At 72.4% G+C, this 22247-nt stretch carries 16 protein-coding genes; 8 read left to right on the top strand and 8 right to left on the bottom strand.

The window, feature by feature from the left end; all coding sequences use genetic code 11:
* Positions 1 to 3: 3 nt before the first annotated feature.
* Positions 4 to 1512, bottom strand: coding sequence for an NAD(P)/FAD-dependent oxidoreductase (locus ABZX61_RS15485; protein ID WP_355194890.1), 1509 nt, complete (start codon positions 1510 to 1512; stop codon positions 4 to 6).
* A 221-nt stretch (positions 1513 to 1733) separates the two neighbouring features.
* On the opposite strand from ABZX61_RS15485, the gene ABZX61_RS15480 reads away from it, so the two are divergent.
* From ABZX61_RS15480 to ABZX61_RS15470, 3 genes are all read left to right on the top strand, one after another.
* Complete coding sequence (locus tag ABZX61_RS15480) at positions 1734 to 2660, top strand: pseudouridine-5'-phosphate glycosidase (protein WP_350722277.1); 927 nt, start codon at positions 1734 to 1736, stop codon at positions 2658 to 2660.
* Positions 2645 to 3610: a PfkB family carbohydrate kinase gene (locus tag ABZX61_RS15475; RefSeq protein WP_355194888.1), complete on the top strand. Its 966-nt coding sequence runs from the start codon at positions 2645 to 2647 to the stop codon at positions 3608 to 3610. Before ABZX61_RS15480 ends, ABZX61_RS15475 begins: the two co-directional genes overlap by 16 nt.
* An 83-nt stretch (positions 3611 to 3693) precedes the next feature.
* On the top strand, positions 3694 to 6054 hold the full coding sequence (locus ABZX61_RS15470; RefSeq protein WP_355194886.1) for a hypothetical protein: 2361 nt from the start codon (positions 3694 to 3696) through the stop codon (positions 6052 to 6054).
* Between the two features lie 16 nt (positions 6055 to 6070).
* Here the strand turns inward: ABZX61_RS15470 and ABZX61_RS15465 are convergent, their stop codons facing one another.
* The 6 genes from ABZX61_RS15465 to ABZX61_RS15440 all read right to left on the bottom strand — a co-directional run bounded on the left by ABZX61_RS15465 (position 6071) and on the right by ABZX61_RS15440 (position 15188).
* On the bottom strand, positions 6071 to 9016 hold the full coding sequence (locus ABZX61_RS15465) for an AAA family ATPase (RefSeq protein ID WP_355194884.1): 2946 nt from the start codon (positions 9014 to 9016) through the stop codon (positions 6071 to 6073).
* Positions 9017 to 9097: 81 nt separating this feature from the next.
* On the bottom strand, positions 9098 to 9532 hold the full coding sequence (locus tag ABZX61_RS15460; RefSeq protein WP_350722284.1) for a GNAT family N-acetyltransferase: 435 nt from the start codon (positions 9530 to 9532) through the stop codon (positions 9098 to 9100).
* An 81-nt stretch (positions 9533 to 9613) separates the two neighbouring features.
* Positions 9614 to 10750, bottom strand: a complete 1137-nt coding sequence (locus tag ABZX61_RS15455; RefSeq protein ID WP_355194881.1) for an acyl-CoA dehydrogenase family protein — start codon at positions 10748 to 10750, stop codon at positions 9614 to 9616.
* A 2-nt stretch (positions 10751 to 10752) separates the two neighbouring features.
* A complete protein-coding gene (locus ABZX61_RS15450) occupies positions 10753 to 11658 on the bottom strand; it encodes a hydroxymethylglutaryl-CoA lyase (RefSeq protein WP_355194879.1) in 906 nt (301 codons plus the stop codon).
* Complete coding sequence (locus tag ABZX61_RS15445; protein ID WP_355194877.1) at positions 11658 to 13616, bottom strand: biotin carboxylase N-terminal domain-containing protein; 1959 nt, start codon at positions 13614 to 13616, stop codon at positions 11658 to 11660. Before ABZX61_RS15445 ends, ABZX61_RS15450 begins: the two co-directional genes overlap by 1 nt.
* 3 nt (positions 13617 to 13619) lie before the next feature.
* Positions 13620 to 15188: a carboxyl transferase domain-containing protein gene (locus ABZX61_RS15440; protein ID WP_355194875.1), complete on the bottom strand. Its 1569-nt coding sequence runs from the start codon at positions 15186 to 15188 to the stop codon at positions 13620 to 13622.
* Between the two features lie 62 nt (positions 15189 to 15250).
* On the opposite strand from ABZX61_RS15440, the gene ABZX61_RS15435 reads away from it, so the two are divergent.
* The 4 genes from ABZX61_RS15435 to ABZX61_RS15420 all read left to right on the top strand — a co-directional run bounded on the left by ABZX61_RS15435 (position 15251) and on the right by ABZX61_RS15420 (position 18390).
* Positions 15251 to 15844 carry a helix-turn-helix domain-containing protein gene (locus ABZX61_RS15435; protein ID WP_355194873.1) on the top strand — a complete coding sequence of 198 codons (594 nt, stop codon included), beginning with the start codon at positions 15251 to 15253 and terminating at the stop codon, positions 15842 to 15844.
* Between the two features lie 83 nt (positions 15845 to 15927).
* Complete coding sequence (locus ABZX61_RS15430; protein ID WP_355194871.1) at positions 15928 to 16554, top strand: PadR family transcriptional regulator; 627 nt, start codon at positions 15928 to 15930, stop codon at positions 16552 to 16554.
* A 1-nt stretch (position 16555) separates the two neighbouring features.
* On the top strand, positions 16556 to 17533 hold the full coding sequence (locus ABZX61_RS15425; RefSeq protein WP_355194870.1) for an ATP-binding cassette domain-containing protein: 978 nt from the start codon (positions 16556 to 16558) through the stop codon (positions 17531 to 17533).
* A gap of 2 nt (positions 17534 to 17535) precedes the next feature.
* Positions 17536 to 18390 (top strand): ABC transporter permease, encoded by an 855-nt coding sequence (locus ABZX61_RS15420; protein ID WP_355194868.1) that lies wholly within the window; start codon positions 17536 to 17538, stop codon positions 18388 to 18390.
* 82 nt (positions 18391 to 18472) lie between these two features.
* Here ABZX61_RS15420 and ABZX61_RS15415 read toward each other — a convergent pair whose 3' ends face one another.
* On the bottom strand, positions 18473 to 19822 hold the full coding sequence (locus ABZX61_RS15415) for a hypothetical protein (protein WP_355194866.1): 1350 nt from the start codon (positions 19820 to 19822) through the stop codon (positions 18473 to 18475).
* 195 nt (positions 19823 to 20017) lie between these two features.
* On the opposite strand from ABZX61_RS15415, the gene ABZX61_RS15410 reads away from it, so the two are divergent.
* Positions 20018 to 22240 (top strand): thiamine pyrophosphate-dependent enzyme, encoded by a 2223-nt coding sequence (locus ABZX61_RS15410; RefSeq protein WP_355194864.1) that lies wholly within the window; start codon positions 20018 to 20020, stop codon positions 22238 to 22240.
* Positions 22241 to 22247 lie beyond the last annotated feature (7 nt).

The following is a 22247-nucleotide window of genomic DNA, read 5'->3' as shown; positions in this document are numbered from 1 at the left end:
AGGTCAGCGTTTCAGTACCGACATGGCCGCGTTGTGGCCGGCGATGCCGCTCACGCCGCCGCCCCTGCGGGCGCCGGCGCCGCACATCAGGATGCGCTCGTGCTCGGTCTCCACGCCCCACCGCTCGCCCTCTTCCGCGTACGGCCAGCTCAGGTCGGTGTGGAAGATGTGGCCGCCGGGCAGCCCGGCCTCGTTCTCGAGGTCGACCGGGGTCTTGGCCTCGGCGCACAGGGTGCCGTCGGGGGCCCTGAGCAGGCATTCCTCGATGGGCTCGGCGAGGACGGAGTTGATGGAGGCGAAGGTGGCGTCCAGGGCGGCCTTTCTCGCTTTATCCGGATTTTTCCGGAAAAGGCGGGCGGGCATGTGGAGGCCGAACAGCGTCATCGTCTCGGCCCTGCCCCTCAGCCCGGGCCCGAGGATCGACGGGTCGGTCAGCGAATGGCAGTAGACCTCGGCCGGCGGCAGCTCCGGGATCTCCCCGCGCGCCGCCTGCCCGTAGGCCGCGGCGAGCTGGTCGCGGCTCTCGTTGATGTGGAACGTGCCGCTGAAGGCCGCCCGCGGATCCACGGACGCGTCCTTCAGCCGGGGCAGCCTCGTCAGCACCATGTTGACCTTCAGCTGTGCGCCCTCCGGCACCTCCCCGGGCCTGCCCAGCACCCGGTCGAGCACGGCCGGCGGCAGGTTGACCAGCACGTGGCCGCCGTTCACCGTGTGCTCGCCGCCCTCGTCCGCGAACGTGACCTCGCCGGACGGCGAGATCCCGACGATCTCGGCCCCGGTCCTGATCTCGGCGCCCGCCCGCCTGGCGGCCGCCTCGAGCGCCCCCGAGACGGCGCCCATGCCGCCGACGGGGACGTTCCACTCGCCGGTGCCGTCGCCGATCACGTGGTAGAGGAAGCACCGGTTGGCGAGCAGGTCGGTGGCAGGGTCGGCGAACGTGCCGATGAGCGCGTCGGTCAGCACCACGCCGCGCACGGTGTCGTCCCCGAACCGCTCCTCCACGGTCCGCCCGATCGGCCGCCGGAACAGGTCCCGCCACGCCTCGGGGCCGACGAGCCGTTCGACCTCGGCGGCGGACGGGAGGGGTTCGAGCAGCGTGGGCGCCAGCGCCTGCGCCACGCGCGCGGTCATGGCGTAGAAGTCCTGCCACGCCTCGTGGTCGGCCTCGCCGCCGGTGACGCCCCTGAACGAGGCCGCCGTGGCCGCCGCATCCTCGTTGTCGACGAGCAGGCCGGTGTCGCCCTTGGGCGTGTACGAGGCGTAGCGGCGGCGGCGCAGCTCCAGGTCCAGCCCCAGATCGCGGACGATCGCGGAGGGCAGGAGGCTGACGAGGTAGGAGTAGCGCGACAGCCGTACGTCGACGCCGGGGAAGGCCCGCGTGGAGATCGCCAGCCCGCCCACGTGGTCGTGGCGTTCCAGGACGAGCACGCTGCGTCCCGCTCCGGCCAGGTAGGCGGCCGCCACCAGCCCGTTGTGCCCGCCTCCGGCCACGATCACGTCATACGACCCCATCACCGCACCATACGACCCCACCCACACCATCCGTCAACGCCCACTCTCGGACATTTCTCCCGATCCGCCGGGTCACTGGCGGGCCCCGCACCCCCTGTGTGATCCTCAGGTGGACCGCCCCCTGATCAGCGCCGCAAGCTGCTGGGTTCCGCACAAAATCCCGTAAAATACGTTTTTCGCCCTAGTAGGCCAGGACCCACCCAAGGAGCACGAAACTCACCATGCGCAGCACCCCCGACTCCGTTCTGCAGCCGTCCGACGAGGTCGCCGAGGCCCTGGCGAGTGGCGCGCCCGTCGTCGCCCTGGAGTCCACGATCATCTCCCACGGGCTGCCGCAGCCGCGCAACCTGGAGGTGGCGCGCGAGCTGGAGGGGATCGTGCGGGCGGCCGGCGCCGTCCCGGCCACGATCGCCGTGCTGGACGGCGTGCCCCGCATCGGCCTCAACGAGGTGGAGCTGGAGCGGATCGCGACCGAGTCCGGCCTGCGCAAGCTGGGACAGCGGGACCTGCCCGTGGCGGCGGCGCTGAAGGCCAGCGGCGCGACCACCGTGTCGGCCACGTCGTTCCTCGCCGCCCGCGCCGGCATCCGCGTCTTCGCCACCGGCGGACTCGGCGGCGTGCACCGCGGCTGGACCGAGGACCAGGACGAGTCCGCCGACCTCGACACGCTGGCCCGCACCCGCATCACCGTCGTCTGCGCCGGCGTCAAGTCGATCCTCGACGTGCCCGCGACGCTGCAGCGCCTGGAGACGCGCGGCGTGACCGTCGCGGGCTACCGTACGGACACCTTCCCCGGCTTCTACCTGCACTCCTCCGGCCAGCCGATCGAATGGCGGATCGAGTCGCCCGCCGACGCGGCGGAGATCATGCGGGGCCAGGACGCGCTCGGCGGCCAGGAGACGGCGCTGATCGTCGCCAACCCCGTCCCCGTGGACCAGCAGCTCGACCCCGAGCTCCATGACCGCGTGCTGGCCGAGGCGCTGGCCGCCGCCGAGCGGCAGGGCGTCAAGGGGCAGGCGATCACGCCGTTCCTGCTCGGCTACCTGGTGGACGGCACCGGCGGGGCCTCCCTGGAGGCCAACCTGGCCGCCGTGCGCGGCAACGTCGCCCTGGCCTCGCAGATCGCCCGGTCATGGGCGCGCCCGTGACGGACGGGGTGACGGACGGAGTGATGGGCAGGGCCCTGCTCGTCATCGGCGACGTGGTCACCGATGTGGTGGCGTTGCATGGTTCGCCGGTCATGTCGGGCACCGACACGGCGGCCGACATCGTCCTGCGCCCCGGCGGCTCCGGCGCGAACACCGCCGCCTGGGCCGCCCGCCTCGGCACCGAGGTGCGCCTGCTGGCCAGGCTCGGCTACGACAGCAGCGAGTGGCACACCACCGAGCTGGCCAAGACGGGGGTCCGGCCGCACGTCTCGGTCGATCCCGACCGCCCCACCGCCGTCGTGATCGCGATGGTGGACCGGAGCGGCGAGCGTACGATGCTCACCAACCGCGGCGCGGGCGGCCTGATCTCCGAGGCCGACTGGGACCCGGCCCTGCTCGACGGCGTCGCCCGTCTCCACCTGTCCGGCTACCTGCTGTTCGCGGAGGGCGGGCTGCGGCTGGCCAGGCTGGCGATGGCCGAGGCCGCCGCCGCCGGGATCGCGATCAGCGTCGACCCGGCCTCCACCGGCCCGCTGCGCGACTTCGGGGTCGAACGTTTCATCCGCGAATCCGCCCCCGCCGGCCTGATCCTCCCGAATCTTGATGAGGCCCTCTTGCTGAGTGGAGCCACGACGGCGGAGCGCGCCGCCGTACTCTTGAGTGAGACATACGGCACAGCGATCGTGAAGCTGGGAGCACGGGGCGCGCTGGCCGCCGTGGACGGCGAGGTCGTCGCGGCGGCGGCAGGTGTGTCCACCGAGGTCGTGGACTCGACGGGAGCGGGTGACGCGTTCGCCGCCGGGTACCTCACCGGGGTTCTGCAGGGTGTCGGCGAGGAGGCGGCTTTGGAGGCAGGTTGCCGTGCTGGTGCCGCATGTGTGGCCCAGGTGGGCGGTCGGCCACGGTACGGTTTGGATCTGAACCGTCTTTACCCTATTCACACTGATTGATAGCTTGCCGCGTAAGCTACACCATTAGCCACACGCGTTTCGGTCAGCACCACGCGGCTCACTGGGGAGGATAAGGTCCGCCGATGGAAGTCGAGTCATCGATCTGCCTGAGCGACCTAGTCCCTGCTCTGCGCTGGAGCCGCCCGCAGCAGGTGGCCGAAGCACTGGCCGATCCGCGGCTGCCGGCGGGATGGTGGCATTCCCTCGCGCTGTCGAGGGCGCTCGGCACGGCGGGGCTCGACTGGATCTGCGAGCGGCTGGCGCGCCTGGCCTCCTCTCGCTGGGACCATCTGCCGCTGGCCGACCTGCTGCCCGCGCTGACCGTCCACCACATCGATCCGGCGCTGCCGGGCTGGCCCGAGGACACCCGTACGGCGATCACCGGGCTCGGCGGCTGGCAGCGGCTGCGCCGCCTGTCCCCCAGCGACCTGGGCACGCCGTCGGCGACGCCCGAAGTGGTGATCGGCTCCGTCTTCCGCGAGATCCTCGGCCGCATCCCGGCCCAGCGTACGGCCCCCGCGGCCGATCACCCCGAGGTCACCCGGCCGCTCGTCCGGGGCACGGGCTCCTTCCCCGTCCAGGCCGATCCGGTGCCTCAGACCGGCATGTTCGCCGCCCAGAGCGGCGCCGCCGCCGAGCAGCGCCCCGACGCCGCGCCGCAGCGCCCGGCCGCCGCCGCGGACCGGCGCCAGACGGGCTCGTTCCCGGCCCAGCAGCCCTCGGGCACCGGCCCCCAGGCCGCCCAGGGGCCGGACAGCGGCCGCCAGACCGGCTCCTTCCCCTCGATATCCGACCGCCCGGGCGGCCCCTCCCAGGACCGCCAGGTCGCCCCCTCGCAAGACCGCCAGACCGGCCCGTCCCAGGACCGCCAGACCGGCTCCTTCCCGGCCCAGCCGGCGCCGGACGCCGGTGGGCCGGCGCGGCAGACGGGGTCGTTCCCCGCGCAGACCGGCTCGTTCTCCGCGCAGCCGCAGAGCGGCTCGTTCCCGGCGCAGGGGTTTGCCGGCGAGGGCCGCCCGGCCCCCGGCCAGCCTGGCCAGGCCGACCGCGCCCCGCAGCGCCCCGCGAGCCCCCAGGCCGACGCCCAGCCCGGCGCCCGCCAGGACAACAGCTCCGCCCCCGGCGGTCCCAGCACCGGATCGATGCCCGCAGTCCCGGGCGGTCCCAGCACCGGGTCCATGCCCGCGATCCCGGGCGGTCCCAGCACCGGGTCCATGCCCGCGATCCCGGGCGGTCCCAGCACCGGCTCGATGCCCGCGGTCCCCGGCGGTCCCAGTACGGGATCCATGCCCGCCGTCCCCGGCGCGCCCGGCGCCTCCAAGAGCAACGGCACCCCGAGCTACGCCGCGCCTGTTCCCACTGCTCCGCCGGTCCCCAGCAGCCCCGTGCCGACCGACGCCGACCACGCGATGGTGCGGGTCGTGGACAACCTGTTCCGCAGCCTGGACAAGCTGGAGCTGGCGGTGGCCGTGCACCGGCTGTTCGCCGAGGACCCGGTCAGCCTGCGGACGCTCGCCCACAAGATGCTGGTCGACCGGGACGCGCTCTCCCAGGCCCAGCGCACGGCCGAGGAACGCGTGCTGCACTGGCTGCGCTCCTCGGAGTCCGCGCCGGTCACGGGCCACATGTTCCGCCTGACCGAATGGCTCGGCGCGGCGGCCACCGAGGACCAGCTGATCGGCGCCGACCCGGCCCACCCCGTGACGGTCCCCTCGCTGCGCACCCCGCTCTGGCGCGTGCTGGTGACGCTCATGCCCGACCGCCGCTTCCAGGACGGCTGGCTGGTCGTGGGCGACCTGCACCGCCTGCAGGACCGTACGAGGCAGCTGCTGGCCTCGAGCCCGCCCGACGCGGACGTCGTGGAGCTGATGGGCGAGCTGGGCATCCGCGCCCACTCCGCCAAGGCCTGGTACGACGCCCTGCCCCAGGAGACGAGCGGCGACCCGGTGGCCGAGGCCCCGTCGCCCGCCCAGCCCCTGCCCCGCCGCACGCCGGGCGCCAACGGCCACCACCACCGGGGCGGCCAGCCCATCCCGCCGACCCCGGCGAACTCGATCGACCCGTCCGCGGCCCTGGCTACGCTCTCGGCGCTGTCGGGCGGCCGTTCGCCGATGCTGGCAGGCTCTTCCCCGACGCCGCCTCCGCCGCTGCCGGGCCCGTCCTCGGACCCGCGCCGCTGGCAGCGCATCGAGGTGACCCCGGAGCACCTCAGGGGCGGCCCCGTGCCGGTGCCGGAGGGCTACGCGGCCCAGCTCGGCATGCGCCCCGGCACCCTGCTGTCGGTGACCGGGCCCGGGGACAACGCCATCGTCCTGGTCTGGCAGGGCCACCAGCCGGTCTTCGACTCTCTCCAGCCGGTGCTGATGCGCCTGAACGCGCGCCCCGGCGACCAGGTCTACGTCACGGTGGACGGCTACCGCCTGGAAGCCCAGCTGACGGGCTGAGCACTCGCCCTGCCGTTCAAAGGGGCGCGTCGAACAGCCGCAGCCGGTAGGCGGTGGCGGCGGCCTCGCCCCGGGTGGCGACGCCCAGCTTGGCCAGGATGTTGGAGACGTGCACGCTCACGGTCTTCGCCGAGATGAACAGCGCCTCGGCGATCTCCCGGTTGCTCCGCCCGTTCGCCACCTCCCGCAGCACCTCCAGCTCGCGAGCCGTCAGCCCCAGCGGAAGCCCGTCGGCCGCCTCCTCGGCGCCCCCGATCCTGGCCCGCCGCCCGAAGGCGTCGAGCTGCTCCAGCAGCGGCGTCGCGCCCAGCCGGGCGGCCAACTCCCGCGCGCGGCCCAGCCGCTCCGCGGCCTCCTGCCGGTCGCCGTCCGCCAGCGCCGCCTGCGCCGCGCCCACCAGGCACCGCGCCTCGGCGTACGGCTGCCGCAGCGCCGCCCACGCCCCCGCCGCCCGGTCCCAGGCCTCGAACCGCCACGCGGGCGGCTCGGCGCCGCCGTCGTCCGGCTCGGGACCCGTCAGCGCCGTGAAGGTGAGGTGCTGCGCCCGCTGGAGGTCGCCGTCGGCCTCGAGCTCCCGCCCCAGCGCCCGCAGCCGCGTCAGGAGGGCCGCGCCGAGCTGCGCCACCGGCGTGCCCGCCCCGGACCCTTGCTGCGGCACCACGGAGCCGAGCAGGTCGGCGATGGTCACCAGCACCGGCCAGGAGTAGCGCGGGGTCTCCACCAGATCGCGCTCCTCCAGGGCCTTCGCGGCCACCTCCACCGCGGCCTCGAGCTCCCCGCGCGCGTGCAGCAGCCGCACCTCCCTGCACAGGTGCGGCAGGACCGTCTGGTCGCGGTAGGTCCCGCGCGACAGCACGCTCCGCGACGACCCCAGCAGCCGCTCGGCCCGGTCGAACTCCCCGCGCGCCAGCGCGATGTCCGTGGCGAACCCCTGCAGGCTGGCCTGGTAGGGAGCCGGCGGCGCGAGGTCGAGCGCGTGCTCGACCACCTCCAGCGCCTCCTCCCACTGGCCCAGTGACACCAGCGGCTCGGCCAGGTTGATCGACAGGAACGCGCCGGACGTGCGGGCCAGCCCGTACTGGCGGGCCTCCTCGATGCCGTCGCGGGCCACCTGCGCGGCCCGCTCGTGGCGGCCCGCCCCCTCCAGCGCGTCGGACTCGGAGATCGCGCAGCGCATCAGCGCGTTGTACGCCTCGTCGCCGCCGGCGAGCCTGCGCGCCTCCGCGAACGCCTCCAGCTGCGCCTCGATCTCGGAGAAGCCGAATCGCGCCCAGGTGAGGTCGATCAGCGCGTGCGCCTCCACCTTACGGTCGCCCAGCTCGTGGCCGATCTTCATGGCCAGCCGGCTCGTGGCGAGCCGCTCCGACCAGACCTCCCGCCCGTGGAGCATGCGGGACAGGGTCTCCAGGACCTGGGCGTGGAGCTTGGTCGGCCGGTCGGAGGCGACCAGCGCGGCCGCCTCGCGCAGGTCGTCGACGTAGCCGGAGCGGCCCAGGTCGTAGCGGGTCAGGCCGCGCTGGCGCAGCAGCTTGGCCGCCCTGATCGGGTCGGCTTCGTGGTCGATCTCGGCGAGGGCGGCGCCGGCCAGGGCGATGGAGCGTTCGTACTCCCCGGCGAGGTGCGCGACCGTGGCCGTGTTCCTGAGCACGTCGATGCGGTCGCTGTCGATGCGCTCGGACGCGTCGGGCACCTGGTCCCACAGCTCCAGCACCCTGGACAGCATCCTGAGCTGCTCGTCGTAGGCGGTGGACCTGCGGGCGACGCCGGCCGCCTGCCAGGCGCTGACCAGCGCCCAGGTGGCGTCGTGGGCGGAGTGCCAGTGGTGGGCCAGCTCGATCGCGCCGCGCGGGGCGGGCAGGATCGACAGGTCGCGCTCCAGCGCCTCGGCGAAGCGGGTGTGCAGGCGGGTGTGCTCGCCGGGCAGCAGGTCGTCGTGGAGCGCCTCGCGGATCAGCGCGTGCCGGAAGCAGTAGCCCTCGCCGTCGACGGTCAGCACGTTTCCCGCCACGGCGGGCCGCAGCGCGCTGGAGAGCGCGTTCTCGTCGAGCCCGGCGACGGCGGAGAGCAGGTCGTGCTCGATGCGCTGCCCGCCGGCGCTGGCCACGCGCAGCAGCTCCTGCGTCTCGGCGGGCAGCCGCTCGACGCTGGCCAGCAGCAGGTCGCGCAGCGACTCCGGCAGCGCGACGCCGCCTCCGTCGCTGAGCAGCGCCTCCACGAACAGCGGGTTTCCCTCGCTGCGCGCGTAGATCAGGTCCATGTCGGCGGGGGACGGCTCCCGCTCCAGGATGCCGGCCGCCTGCGCGACGGCCTCCTTGCGGGTGAGCCTGCGCAGCTCGACCCTGCGCACCCGCTCGACCCGGCCCAGCTCGGCGAGGAGCGGGCGCAGGGGGTGGGTGCGGTGAAGCTCGTCGGTGCGGTACGTGACCACGATCAGCAGGCCCGCCGCGGTCGGCTGGTAGCGGACCAGGAACGACAGCAGGTCGCGGGTGGACCGGTCGGCCCAGTGGGCGTCCTCGACGATCAGCAGCACGGGCCGCTCTTCGGCCAGCCGCTCCAGCAGCCCCAGCACCTGCTCGAACAGCCGGGCTCTGGCCTCGGGCCCGTCTCCGTCCGGCTCCCCGAACTCGGGCAGCAGCCGCGCCAGCCCGCGCGTGGTGCCGCCGGGCACGAGCGCCGCCACCCCGTCGCGGCCCAGCTCGCGGACGAGCCCGCGCAGCACGGCGGTGAACGGCGCGAACGGCAGGCCCTCGGTGCCCAGCTCCAGGCACCCGCCGACGAGCACCAGCGCGTCGTCGGCCCGATCGGTGAACTCCTTGATCAGCCGGGTCTTGCCGACCCCGGCCTCGCCGCCGACGAGCACGGCGGACGACGCCCCGGCACGCGCCCCGACCAACGCGTCGCCGAGAGCGGCGAGCTCACGGGCGCGCCCGACGAAGCGGGGACTGACGGCATGGATACTCACGCCCTAAGAATGCCATCAGATCACGACAGAATTCCCGGCCGGCCGGCCGGGCCGGCGCGGGACCTCGCGGAAGGGGCCGGGCTAGCGCAGGACCTTGCGGAAGAACGTGGCGGAGGCCTCGTAGCCCAGCGCGTGGTAGAACTCGGGCGCGCGCCGCGTGGCCATCGCCACGTAGCCCGCCTCCCGCGTGCGAGCCCACCGCTCGAACTCCTCCAGCAGGGCCCGGCCGATGCCCTGCCGGCGCGCCCCGGAGCCGACCATGGCCTCCTCGACCCAGGCCACCGGCCCGTTGGCGAACAGGGTCAGATGCACGAACCCCAGCAGGTAGCCCTGCACGCGCCCGCCCACGACGGCCGCGAGCAGCAGGGCGTCCTCGTTCGCCAGCAGCTCGGGCAGGGCGGCGTCGAAGGCCCCGCGCTCCGGTCTGAACGTCAGACCGAACTCGCGCGCCAGCGCGAACACCTCGTCCGCGTCCGCCTTCTCCGCCCTCCTGATGAGAAGATCGTCAGCCGTCATGACTGACGACACTAGATCGTCCGAGGTCGCGGACGCAAACTCCCTCGATTCGCCCCGCCGAAAACGTTCAGCCGGAAACGGTCAGAGGTCGCCCAGGCCGAGCTGCCGGGCGATGAGCATGCGCTGGACCTCGCTCGTGCCCTCACCGATCTCCAGCACCTTGGCGTCGCGGTAGAAGCGCCCCACGGGGAACTCGTTCATGAACCCGTACCCGCCGAACACCTGCGTGGCGTCCCGCGCGTTGTCCATGGCCGCGTTCGACGAGACCAGCTTGGCGATCGCGGCCTCCTTCTTGAACGGCGCCCCGGCCAGCATCTTCTCGGCCGCGTGGTAGTAGGCCAGGCGGGCGGTGTGGGCGCGGGCCTCCATGTCGGCGATCTTGAACTGGATGGCCTGGTAGTGGCCGATCGGGTGGCCGAACGCCTTCCGGTCCCTGACGTACTTGAGGCTTTCGTCCACGCATCCCTGGGCCAGCCCCACGCTGAGCGCGGCGATCGCGATGCGGCCCTCGTCGAGGGTCTGCAGGAACTGGGCGTAGCCGCGGCCGCGCTCGCCCAGCAGGTTCGCGGCGGGGACGCGGCAGTCGCTGAAGGACAGCTCGCGGGTGTCGGAGGCGTTCCAGCCGACCTTGGAGTACTTCTTCGACACCGTGAACCCAGGCGTGCCGCTCGGCACGAGGATCGTGGAGATCTCCCGCTCGCCGGTGATCGCGGCCACGCCGACGACGGCCGTGATGTCGGTGCCGGAGTTCGTGATGAAGGCCTTCGTCCCGTTGATCACCCATTCGGGCCCGTCCAGCACGGCGGTGGTGCGCATCCCGCCCGGCACGTCGGACCCGCCGCCCGGCTCCGTCAGGCCGAACGCGCCCAGGGCCGAGCCCGAGGTCAGCTTGGGCAGCCAGTGCTCGCGCTGCTCGGCGTCGCCGAACCGGTAGATCGGCATCGCGCCCAGCGACACCGCGGCCTCCAGGGTGATCGCCACGCTGGAGTCGACGCGGGCCAGCTCCTCCAGCGCCACGCACAGGGCGAAGTAGTCGCCGCCCATGCCGCCGTACTCCTCCGGGAACGGCAGCCCGAACAGCCCCATGGCGCCCATCTGCCGCACGATGTCGTACGGGAACTCCTCCCGTTCGTAGTAGTCGCCGATCACCGGCGCGACCACCTCGCGGGCGAACGACTCGACGGTCTTGCGCAGCTCTTCGTACTCGTCCTTGAGCATGGTCAGCCTTTCGACAGCGCCTGTACGACGCGGGAGGGGCTGGGCCGGCCGAGCAGCTCCGCCAGCCAGGTGCTGGTGGACACGAGCTTGCCCAGGTCGAGCCCGGTCTCGATGCCGAGCCCCCGCAACATCCAGACCAGGTCTTCGGTCGCGAGGTTGCCGGTGGCGGACTCGGCGTAGGGGCAGCCACCGATGCCGCCCGTGGAGGCGTCGATCGTCGTCACGCCCGCTCTCAACGCGGCCAGCGTGTTGCCGAGGGCCTGGCCGTAGGTGTCGTGGAAGTGCACGGCGAGCCGCTCGGGGCGGCGGAACGCCTTGATCAGCGCGGTCACGTGCCCGGGCGTGCCGACCCCGATGGTGTCGCCGAGCGACAGCTCGTAGCAGCCGAGCCCGAGCAGCCGCTCCCCGACCGAGACGACCTGGGCGATCGGCGTCGGCCCCTCCCAGGGGTCGCCGAAGCACATCGACACGTACGCGCGCACCCGCACGCCGTTGTCCACCGCCCTGGCCACGACCGGCTCGAACATCTCGAACTGGCTCTCCAGGCTGCGGTTGAGGTTCTTGGCGGCGAACGTCTCGGTGGCGCTGGCGAAGATGGCGATCTCGTCCACGCCGCGTTCCAGGGCCCGGTCGAGGCCGCGCAGGTTGGGGACGAGGACCGGGTAGCGCACGCCCGGCTTCCTGCGCAGCCGGGCCAGCAGCTCGTCGGCGTCGGCGAGCTGCGGCACCCACTTCGGGTGCACGAAGCTGGTCGCCTCGATCACCTTGTGCCCGGCGTCCGCGAGGCGGTCGATGAACTCGGCCTTCACCTCGACGGGCACGATCGAGGACTCGTTCTGCAGGCCGTCGCGCGGGCCGACCTCGTAGATCGTGACCTGTTGCGGAAGCCCTTCCATCGGGTAAGGCATCACGACTCCTCTGTGACCACGGCGAGAACCGCGTCCATGTCGACCGGCTGGCCCGCCTGGACCGCCAGCTCGGAGACCACACCGTCGCGGGGCGCGGTGACGGTGTGCTCCATCTTCATGGCCTCGACGATCACCAGCGGCTGGCCTTCGGTGACCCGGTCGCCGGCCTGGGCCTTGACCACCAGGACGGTGCCGGGCATGGGGCTCCTGACGACGCCGTCGCCCGTGGCCGCCGCGCCGGGCCGGTCGCCGGGGTCGCCGATGAGGTGCCGGGTGAGCGCCCACGCCGCGCCGTCCCTGCCGAGCCAGAGCGTGTCGGCGTGGCGTACGCGCAGGTAGTGCTCGGTACGGCCGCCGATCGTGACGGTCAGCTCCCCGTCGCCGAGCCGGATGCGCGCGGGCACGATCTCATCGTTTATCCGGACTTCGGCGGATTCTTCGGGCAGGCCGCGGACCTGGACCGCGTGCACCCCGTCCCTCGACTCCAGCCGCCACGTCGTCCAGGCCCGCTCGCCCACCCGCCAGCCGTCCGTGACCTCCCACGGGTCGTCGCCCCGGGGCAGGGCATGGAAGGCGAGCGCCGCCGCCGCGAGCACCTCGGCGGGCACGTCCGCGGACGGGAGCAGCTCGGGGAGCACGCGCTCGACCAGCCCGGTGGCCAGCTCGCCCGCCTTGACGGCCGGATGTCCGGCGAGGGCCCGCAGGAACGGGATGTTGGTGACCACGCCGAGGATGGCCGTGCGGGCCAGGGCGCGGTCGAGCGTCCTGAGCGCAGACGCCCGGTCCGGCGCCCAGGCGACGACCTTGGAGAGCATCGGGTCGAACTCGCTGCCCACGACGCCGCCCTCGACCAGCCCCGAGTCCACCCGTACGACGGGTGCGGGGCCGCCCGGGACGCCGCCGTCCGGCTCGCGCAACGCCAGCACGCGGCCGCCCGTCGGCAGGAAGCCGCGGGCCGGGTCCTCGGCGTAGACGCGGGCCTCGACGGCGTGCCCGTCGATCCGCACGTCGTCCTGCCCGAACGGCAGCGGCTCCCCCGCCGCGACCCGCAGCTGCAGCTCGACCAGGTCGAGCCCGGTCACCAGCTCGGTGACGGGATGCTCCACCTGAAGACGGGTGTTCATCTCCATGAAGTGGTAGGAGCCGGTGGTCCCGTCCACGATGAACTCGACCGTGCCCGCCCCCACGTAGCCCACCGAGCGCGCGGCCTCCACCGCGGCCGAGCCCATGCGGGTGCGGGTCTCGGGGCCGACGAAGGGCGAGGGCGCCTCCTCGATGATCTTCTGGTGCCTGCGCTGCAGGCTGCACTCGCGCTCGCCCAGGTGCACGACGTTGCCGTGGGTGTCGGCCAGGATCTGCAGCTCGATGTGGCGCGGGCTCTCGACGTACCGCTCGATGAGCAGGGTCGCGTCGCCGAACGCCGCCCGCGCCGTGCGCCGGGCCGACTCCAGGGCGTCGGGCAGCTCGGCGGCCGACCGTACGAGCACCATGCCCTTGCCGCCGCCGCCCGCGGAGGGCTTGATCAGCGCGGGGAAGTCACGCCAGGATTCCAGCGAGTCGCCGGGCTCGGCCCCGCCGGGCACGACGGGCACCCCGGCCGCCGACACCGTGGCCTTGGCGCGGATCTTGTCGCCCATGGCGTCGATGGCCTCGGGCGGCGGCCCGACGAACACCAGCCCGGCCTGCGCGCACCGCCGCGCGAAAGCGGCGTTCTCGGCGAGGAACCCGTATCCGGGGTGGACGGCCTGCGCCCCGGACGCCAGCGCCGCCCCGACAATTGCCTCAATATCAAGATATTTCGGCACTTGGTGGGAGAGGTCGGCCTCCAGCACGTGCCGGGCTCCGGCGTCCGACGCCGTGTGCACGGCCACCGACGTGATGCCGAGCCGGCGCAGCGTGCGGATGACCCGTACGGCGATCTCGCCCCTGTTGGCGATCAGAACACGGTCGAACAACATGCGTCACATCCGGAAGACGCCGTAACCGGCGGGCTCGAGCGGGGCGTTGGCCGCCGCGGACAGCGCCAGGCCGAGGACGGTGCGGGTGTCGAGCGGGTCGATCACGCCGTCGTCCCACAGCCTGGCCGTGGAGTAGTACGGGTTGCCCTGGTGCTCGTACTGGGCCCTGATCGCGTCGGCGTCGGCCGTGCCGACCGTGGTGAGCACGTTCGCGGCCTGCTCGCCGCCCATGACCGAGATGCGGGCGTTCGGCCACATCCACAGGAACCTGGGCGAGTATGCCCGCCCGGCCATCGCGTAGTTCCCCGCCCCGAAGGACCCGCCGATCACGACGGTGAACTTGGGCACCCGCGCGCACGACACGGCGGTGACCATCTTGGCGCCGTGCTTGGCGATGCCGCCCGCCTCGTAGGCCTTGCCGACCATGAAGCCGCTGATGTTCTGCAGGAAGACGAGCGGGATCCGGCGCTGGTCGCACAGCTCGATGAAGTGGGCGCCCTTCATGGCGGACTCGCTGAACAGGATGCCGTTGTTGGCCACGATCCCCACCGGATGGCCGTGGAGGTGGGCGAACCCGGTCACGAGGGTCGAGCCGTACTCGGCCTTGAACTCCAGGAAGCGCGACCCGTCCACGATCCTGGCGATCACCTCGTGCACGTCGTACGGCTGGCGCGTGTCGGCGGGCACGATCCCGTACAGGTCGCGCGGGTCGTGCCGGGGCGGCTCCGGCGCGATCGTGTCCCAGGGCCGCGCGGCTCGCGGGGCCAGGGTGGAGACGATGTCGCGGACGATGGCCAGCGCGTGCGCGTCGTCCTCGGCCAGGTGGTCGGTGACGCCGCTGACCCGCGCGTGCAGGTCGCCGCCGCCCAGCTCCTCGGCCGTGACCTCCTCGCCGGTCGCCGCCTTCACCAGCGGCGGGCCGCCCAGGAAGATCGTGCCCTGGCCGCGCACGATGACGGCCTCGTCGCTCATCGCGGGCACGTACGCGCCGCCCGCCGTGCACGAGCCGAGCACGGCGGCGATCTGCGGGATGCCGCGGGCGGACATGGTGGCCTGGTTGTAGAAGATGCGGCCGAAGTGCTCGCGGTCAGGGAACACCTCGTCCTGCTTGGGCAGGAACGCGCCGCCCGAGTCGACGAGGTAGACGCACGGCAGGTGGTTGTGCAGGGCCACCTCCTGCGCGCGCAGGTGCTTCTTGACCGTGAGCGGGTAGTACGTGCCGCCCTTCACGGTGGCGTCGTTGGCGACGATCACGCACTCGCGGCCGGAGACCCGGCCGACCCCGGTGATGATCCCCGCGGCGGGCGCCTGGTCGTCGTAGAGGCCGTTCGCGGCCAGCGGCGACAGCTCCAGGAAGCGGGAGCCGGGGTCGAGCAGGCCGTCGACGCGGTCGCGCGGCAGCAGCTTGCCGCGCTCGACGTGGCGCAGGCGCGAGCGCTCGGGGCCGCCCCGGGCGGCGACCTCCAGCCGCTCCAGCAACTCGGCGGCGAGCCGCTCGTTGAGCTCGACGTTGCGCTTGAACGCCTCGCCGCCGGGATCGGCGGACGACTTCAGCACCGGCCACTCGCTCATGACGCCCCTCTCATAGCACGAGATGTTAGTCATCATTAACGTAGTCGTCTAGCATGTGAGACGTGACCACTACCGCCCCTACCCGGAATCGCCGCAACAGGCGCGGGGAGATCCTGGAGGCGGCGGCCCGGCTGTTCGCCGCGCGCGGTTTCCACGGCGTCTCGATCGAGGACATCGGCGCCGCGGTCGGCGTCTCGGGCCCCGCGCTCTACCGGCACTTCAGCGGCAAGGACGCGCTGCTGTCGGAGATGCTGCTCGATGTCAGCTCGCGGCTGCGCGAGTCGGCCGCCGCGGTGGTCACCTCGTACCCCGATCCCCAGGAGACGCTGGACGCGCTGCTCAACGTGCAGATCACGTTCGCTCTCGAGCAGCCGGCGCTGATCACCGTGCACGACCGGGAGCTGGGCAACGTGCCCGAGCCCGAGCGGCGCCAGATCAGGCGGCTGCAGCGGCTCTACGTCGAGGAGTGGGTCACCGTGCTGGCCGAGCTGCACCCGCAGTGCCCGGCGGCGCGGCTGCGGGCCGCGACGCACGCCGTGTTCGGGCTGCTCAACTCCACGCCGCACAGCGCGGGCGAGCTGGGCGCGGGGGACATGCGGCCGCTGCTGCACGCCATGGCGCGCGCGGCCGTCACCGCCGCTGTTAGCGCTCGCTAACTTCCAGGGATCTGCCCGAAATGCCCTTCCCGTGCCAACTATCTAGATATATCGTCAAGATATCTCGATAGTTGGAGGTAATCATGGAAGAGCCTGACTTCTGGGATGCCCCGCACCCCCACCACCCGTTCCCCCCGCACCCACCCGGTCCACCGCCGGGCCCGCCGCCCGGTCCACCGCCGGGGCCGGGCGGCTTCGGCCCGCCGTTCGCGCCGCCCCCGCCCGGGCCCCACTTCGGCACCGTGGTCCACTGGGAGACGCCGCCTCCGCGGGTGCGCCGCGGCGACGTCCGGGCCGCCCTGCTGGCGCTGCTCCTCGAAGGGCCGCAGAACGGCTACCAGATGATCCAGGGCATCGAGGAGCGCAGCCACGGCGTCTGGCGGCCCAGCCCCGGCTCCGTCTATCCGGCGCTGCAGCAACTCGAGGACGAGGGCCTGGTGTCCGGCGACGAGTCCGGCGGGAGCCGTACGTACCGGCTGACGGAGGAGGGCCGCGGCCAGGCGGCCAGGTACGCCGACGAGGCGCCGTGGGACGAGGTCGCCCGCACGGCCGTGCCGCCGGACCACCAGGAGCTGCGCCTGCTCTGGGCCCAGCTCAACGAGGCGTTCTCCCACCTGGTCCGCACGGCCGACGAGCGTCAAATCGCGGCGGCCAAGGAGCTGATCAAGAAGACGCGCAAGTCCATGTTCCAGATCCTGGCGGAGGGCTGAGATGGCGGCGGACGCGGCGGTCGCCGTGCGCGGCCTGCGGAAGACGTACGGGAAGGTCGAGGCCGTCAAGGGCGTCGACTTCGAGGTGCGCCCGGGTGAGGTGTTCGGCTTCCTCGGCCCCAACGGCGCCGGCAAGACCACCACCATCAGCATGCTCTGCACGCTGGTGAACCCCACCGGCGGCAGCGCCACCGTGGCGGGCCACGACGTGGTCAGGGACCGTGACGAGGTCCGCAGGAACATCGGCCTCGTCTTCCAGGACCCCACCCTCGACGGCTACCTGAGCGCCGAGCAGAACCTGCGCTTCCACGCCGAGCTGTACGGCGTGCCCAAGAGCATGGTCGGCGACCGGATCCGGCAGGTCATGGAGATGGTCGCGCTGTGGGACCGCAAGGACGCCAAGGTGATGACGTTCTCGGGCGGCATGAAGCGGCGGCTGGAGATCGCCCGCGGCCTGCTGCACTCCCCGCGCGTGCTCTTCCTCGACGAGCCCACCGTGGGGCTCGACCCGCAGACCCGCTCGGCCATCTGGGGCTACATCAACCAGCTGCGGCTCCTGGAGGACATCACCATCTTCATGACCACGCACTACATGGACGAGGCCGAGTACTGCGACCGGATCGCGATCATCGACCACGGCGAGGTCGTCGTCATCGACTCGCCCGAGGCGCTCAAGGCCAGCGTCGGCAAGGACCGGGTGCAGATCCAGACCCCCGACGACGCGGAGGCGATCAAGGCGCTGCGGGAGCGGTTCGGGCTGGAGGCGGCCGTGCGCGAGGGCGCGGTGACGTTCGCGGTGGCCTCGGGCGAGGAGTTCGTGCCGAGGCTGTTCGCCGAGCTCGGCATGCCGATCAAATCGGTGAGCGTGTCACGGCCGTCCCTGGACGACGTGTTCATGTCCTACACCGGCTCCACGATCCGCGACGCCGAGGCCGGCGACGGCAACACGGCGTTCATGAGAGCGATGGCGAGGCGATAGTCATGGCGACAGAGGCCATCAGCGTCCGCGTGCCGGTCCGCAGCACCGGTCACGACCTGCGGGCGATCAAGGTCGTGCTCCACCGGGAGATGCTGCGCTTCGTCAACGACCGCACCCGCATGGCGTCCATGCTGGTGCAGCCCGTGCTCTGGCTGTTCGTCATGGGCACGGGGCTCGGGTCGCTGGTGCGGGGGGCGATCCCCGGGATCGACTACCGCACGTTCATGTACCCCGGCATGATCTCGATGACCGTGATCATGACCGGGATGTTCTCGGCCGGGTCCATCGTGTGGGACCGCGAGTTCGGCTTCCTCAGGGAGATGCTGGTCGCGCCCGTCTCGCGCGGGGCGATCGTGGTCGGAAAGTGCCTGGGCGGCGCCATCGTGGCCACCGGGCAGGGCATCCTCATTCTGGCCATGGCGGGGCTGGTGGGGGTTCCCTACTCGCCCGCGCTCTTCGTGACGCTGCTGGCGGAGATGTTCCTCGCGGCGTTCACGATCACGGCCTTCGGGGTGATGCTGGCCGCCCGGATGAAGAACATGCAGACCTTCTTCGGTCTGATGCAGATGGCGATCATGCCCATGATGTTCCTGTCGGGGGCGATGTTCCCGCTGGCCAACCTGCCGTCGTGGCTGCACGTGCTGACCGTGGTCAACCCGATGACGTACGCGGTGGACCCGCTGCGCCAGGCGGTCTTCTCGCACCTGGACGTGCCGGCGCAGGTCGACGCGGTGCTGAACCCCGGGGTCCGGTGGTTCGACTTCCAGGTGCCGGTGATGCTCGAGCTCGGCCTCGTGGCGGCCCTGGGGCTGGCGCTGCTGGGGGTGGGGATCGCGGAGTTCAGGCGGGCGGAGTAGACGGAACGAGGCCCGGGGCGGCGTGCCCCGGGCCTCGGCCTCGCATCAGATCAACGCTGCGTCAGATCAACGCCGCGTCAGATCAACGCTTGACCCGGACGTAGTCCGAGCCGCTGGTGGCGCCGTAGGTGTCGTCGTCACCGCCGAACACGAACCGCCAGCGGCCCGAGTTCCAGCCCTTGACCTTGGTGTAGAGCCCGCCGCCGTCGTTCGACCAGGTCGTCTTCACGTACTGCCACTTCTTCGAGCCCGCGGGCTTGAAGAACAGCGCGACCTTGCCCGAGTAGCCCTCCCAGGAGCCCTCGTCGAAGACCTGCAGGCGGCCCTTGAACTTCAGGTACTTGCCGCGCTTGACCGGCTCGGGGTACGCGTTGAACTTGATCAGCCGCGTGTCCGCCTTGGACGCCGTAGGAGGCGGCGCAGGCTCGTTGACCTTGACCCAGTCGGCGCCGCTGACCGAGCCGCGGACACCGCGGGTGCCGCCGTACTCGGCCCGCCACCAGCCCGAGGTCTCCGCGGGAGCGGAGGCCCAGAAGCGGCCGTCGCGGCCGGTCACGTCACTGGTGACGTACTCCCACCTGGACGAGCCGTCGGCCTTGAAGAAGATCGAGACCCGCTCGCCGGCCACGCCGCCGCGGTCCTCGACCAGCAGGGCGCCGCTGAACGTGAGCCGGTCACCCTTGTCCACGGGCTCCGGGCGGGCATCGAAGCCGGCGATCCTGCTGCTCAGGACGCCACGCCTGACGTCGACCCGGTCGGTGTCGCTGACCGAGCCCTTGGCCGCGGAGGTGGCCGCGAACTCGGCCCGCCACCAGCCCGTCTCGTCGGCCCGCACGGTGGCGCTGAACCAGCCGTTGCCACCGGTCGTCACCTTGGTGATCTGGCGGTAGGCGTCGGTGCCGCGCTCGCGGAAGGTGATGGCGACGCTCTGGTCGCCGTACCCCTTGCCGTCGGCGACGAGCTGGCCGGAGACCTTGATCAGGTCACCCTTGTCCACGGAGTCGGGGCTGGCGTCGAAGTCGACGATCTTGGTGTCGAGGACCTTCTTGACCGAGACCTCGAACGTGCCGCCGCGGGAGGCGCCGCCGGCGATGGCGAGCCAGCTCCACGTGCCGACGTTCGTGGAGTCGAAGGACCTGGTGCCGGACCACTTCGTCCAGTCGCCGTCCTTGGTGGACGTCAGGTCGACGGGCTTGCCGACGCTGATGTCGCCCGGGGGCTTGAGCTGGAGCTCGGCCTTGTCGGCCCCCTTGGTGGCGAAGCTGAACGTGGCCGTGACCGCGCCATTGGTGACGTCGATCGGAGAATTGGGACTGATCCCGACTCGGGTGATGACGGGATCCGCGGCCGCCGTCGCAGCGGAGGGAGCCATGACCAGGGCTCCGGCTCCGAGCGCTATGGCAAGGGCGGCCACACGAATGCGTTGTAACATGCGGGTTCCTTCCAGAGACCCAACGGTTCAACGCGGCATTGAGGGTGCCACGTGTGTCAATTAAGTAGACGTACGCGCCGACCGGAAGGTTTAGGAATCTGACAAACCGTTATATGCCGGTGTCAAACGGACCGGTACACAACATGTCAGCCACGTCCGGCAGACGTCGGCGCCGATGAAAGACATAATCGAGGTGTGGCGCGCGACACAGTTGAGACTCATTTCACCCAGGCGGTTGCGACGCTGAAGGCGGGCCCCGCGCGAGATCCGGGGCTGCCGGTCCGCGAGGGCAGCTCGCTGACCGGCGAGCAGTGCATGACGCTGTTCCAGCGTCAGCTCGACAGCCGCCTGCTGGACATCGCGGCCCGCTGGCTGCGCGAGCGTGACGAGGGCTACTACACGATCGGCTCCGCCGGCCACGAGGGCAACGCGGCCGTCGCCGCCGCCCTGCGGCCCACCGACCCCGCCCTGCTCCACTACCGCTCCGGCGCGTTCTACCTGACCAGGTCCGAGCAGGCGGGCAGGCTGCCCGAGCAGGGCATCCGCGACGTGCTGATGGGGCTGGCCGCGGCGGCCGACGAGCCGATCGCGGGCGGCCGGCACAAGGTGTTCGGCCATCCCGAGCTGGCCGTCATCCCCCAGACCTCCACGATCGCCAGCCACCTGCCCAGGTCCGTCGGCGTGGCGTTCGCCATCGAGCGGGCCGCGGCGGCGATCGGCGATCAGGCCCGCTGGCCCGCCGACGCGGTCGCGGTGTGCAGCTTCGGCGACGCCTCGATCAACCATGCGAGCGCCCTGAGCGGCTTCAACACCGCCTCCTACGCCACCTACCAGGGCCAGGCGATGCCGCTGCTGCTCGTGTGCGAGGACAACGGCATCGGCATCAGCGTCCGCACGCCCAAGGGCTGGGTGGAGTCGGCCCTGCGCCGGCCCGGGATCGAATACTTCGCCGCCGACGGCTGCGACCTCGCCGCGGCCTACGACGCCGCCGTCCGCGCGGCCCGGCACGTCCGCGAGCGCCGCTCCCCCGCCTTCCTCCACCTGACCACCGTGCGGCTCATGGGGCACGCCGGCTCCGACGTCGAGCAGGCTTACCGCACGCAGCGCGAGATCAGGGCCGACCTGGAGCGCGACCCGCTGGTGCGCACGGCCCAGCTGCTCGTGGAGGCCGGGCAGAGCACGCCGGAAGAGCTGCTCAGGGCGTACGAGTCCCAGCGCGAGCACGTGCTGCGGATCGCGCTGGAGACGACGCGCAGCCCGCGGCTCGGCTCCGCCAAGGAGGTCATGGAGCCGATCGCGCCGCGCAAGCCGGAGCTGATCGCCAAGATCAGCCCGATGGCGGCCCCGGCCCCGGACCGGGAGAAGGCGTTCGCCGGGGCGCTGCCCGAGCACGACAAGCCGATGACGCTCTCGCAGGCCATCAACCGCACGCTCGCCGACACGCTGGCCGTCTACCCCGAGATGACCGTGTTCGGCGAGGACGTCGCCAAGAAGGGCGGCGTCTACGGCGTGACCAGGGGGCTGCAGAAGCGGTTCGGCGCCGCCCGGGTGTTCGACACGTTGCTGGACGAGCAGGCCATCCTGGGGCTGGCGCTCGGCGCCGGCGTGTCGGGGCTGCTGCCTGTGCCGGAGATCCAGTACCTCGCCTACCTGCACAACGCGCTCGACCAGATCCGGGGAGAGGCGGCCACGCTGTCGTTCTTCTCGCGCGGCTCCTACACCAACCCGATGGTGGTCCGGGTGGCCGGGTACGCCTACCAGAAGGGGTTCGGCGGCCACTTCCACAACGACAATGCGGTGGGCGCGCTGCGCGACATCCCCGGCCTGGTCATCGCCTCGCCCGCGCGCCCCGACGACGCGGCCGCCATGCTGCGCACGTGCCTGGCGGCGGCCCGCACGTCCGGGTCGGTGTGCGTGTTCCTGGAGCCGATCGCGCTGTACCACACGCGCGACCTGTTCGAGGAGGGCGACGGGGGCTGGCTGGCGCCGTACGCGGCGCCCGGGCGCTGGCCGGAGACGCACGTGCCGATCGGGCAGGCGCGCTCCTACGGCGACGGGCGCGACCTGACGATCGTGACGTTCGGCAACGGCGTGCGGATGAGCCTGCGGGCCGCGGTGCGGCTGACCCAGGAGGGGTACGGCTGCCGTGTGCTCGACCTGCGCTGGCTGGCGCCGCTCCCGATGGACGACCTGCTGCGGGCGGCCGAGCTGACCGGCAACGTGCTGATCGCCGACGAGACCCGGCACACCGGCGGCGTGTCGGAGGGGATCATTGCGGAGCTGGCCGACGCCGGGTTCACCGGGAAGCTCGCGCGGGTGACCTCGTCCGACAGCTTCATCCCCCTGGGCGGGGCGGCCGAGCACGTGCTGCTGTCGGAGGCGGAGATCGAGCAGGCGGCGCGCAAGCTCCTGGGGTGACCGCCGC

Origin of the sequence: Nonomuraea sp. NPDC003709, assembly GCF_040610775.1 — a bacterium.
GTDB lineage: Bacteria > Actinomycetota > Actinomycetes > Streptosporangiales > Streptosporangiaceae > Nonomuraea > Nonomuraea angiospora_A.
The sequence above is the reverse complement of the archived record's forward strand: the minus strand, read 5'-3'. Positions and strand labels throughout refer to the sequence as shown.

Excerpts from the sequence above, each read along its gene's own strand:
- ABZX61_RS15485 (WP_355194890.1), bottom strand. The coding sequence starts at position 1,512 with ATGGGGTCGTATGACGTGATCGTGGCCGGAGGCGGGCACAACGGGCTG.
- ABZX61_RS15480 (WP_350722277.1), top strand. The coding sequence starts at position 1,734 with ATGCGCAGCACCCCCGACTCCGTTCTGCAGCCGTCCGACGAGGTCGCC.
- ABZX61_RS15475 (WP_355194888.1), top strand. The coding sequence starts at position 2,645 with ATGGGCGCGCCCGTGACGGACGGGGTGACGGACGGAGTGATGGGCAGG.
- ABZX61_RS15470 (WP_355194886.1), top strand. The coding sequence starts at position 3,694 with ATGGAAGTCGAGTCATCGATCTGCCTGAGCGACCTAGTCCCTGCTCTG.
- ABZX61_RS15460 (WP_350722284.1), bottom strand. The coding sequence starts at position 9,532 with ATGACGGCTGACGATCTTCTCATCAGGAGGGCGGAGAAGGCGGACGCG.
- ABZX61_RS15455 (WP_355194881.1), bottom strand. The coding sequence starts at position 10,750 with ATGCTCAAGGACGAGTACGAAGAGCTGCGCAAGACCGTCGAGTCGTTC.
- ABZX61_RS15450 (WP_355194879.1), bottom strand. The coding sequence starts at position 11,658 with ATGCCTTACCCGATGGAAGGGCTTCCGCAACAGGTCACGATCTACGAG.
- ABZX61_RS15445 (WP_355194877.1), bottom strand. The coding sequence starts at position 13,616 with ATGTTGTTCGACCGTGTTCTGATCGCCAACAGGGGCGAGATCGCCGTA.
- ABZX61_RS15440 (WP_355194875.1), bottom strand. The coding sequence starts at position 15,188 with ATGAGCGAGTGGCCGGTGCTGAAGTCGTCCGCCGATCCCGGCGGCGAG.
- ABZX61_RS15430 (WP_355194871.1), top strand. The coding sequence starts at position 15,928 with ATGGAAGAGCCTGACTTCTGGGATGCCCCGCACCCCCACCACCCGTTC.
- ABZX61_RS15425 (WP_355194870.1), top strand. The coding sequence starts at position 16,556 with ATGGCGGCGGACGCGGCGGTCGCCGTGCGCGGCCTGCGGAAGACGTAC.
- ABZX61_RS15420 (WP_355194868.1), top strand. The coding sequence starts at position 17,536 with ATGGCGACAGAGGCCATCAGCGTCCGCGTGCCGGTCCGCAGCACCGGT.
- ABZX61_RS15415 (WP_355194866.1), bottom strand. The coding sequence starts at position 19,822 with ATGTTACAACGCATTCGTGTGGCCGCCCTTGCCATAGCGCTCGGAGCC.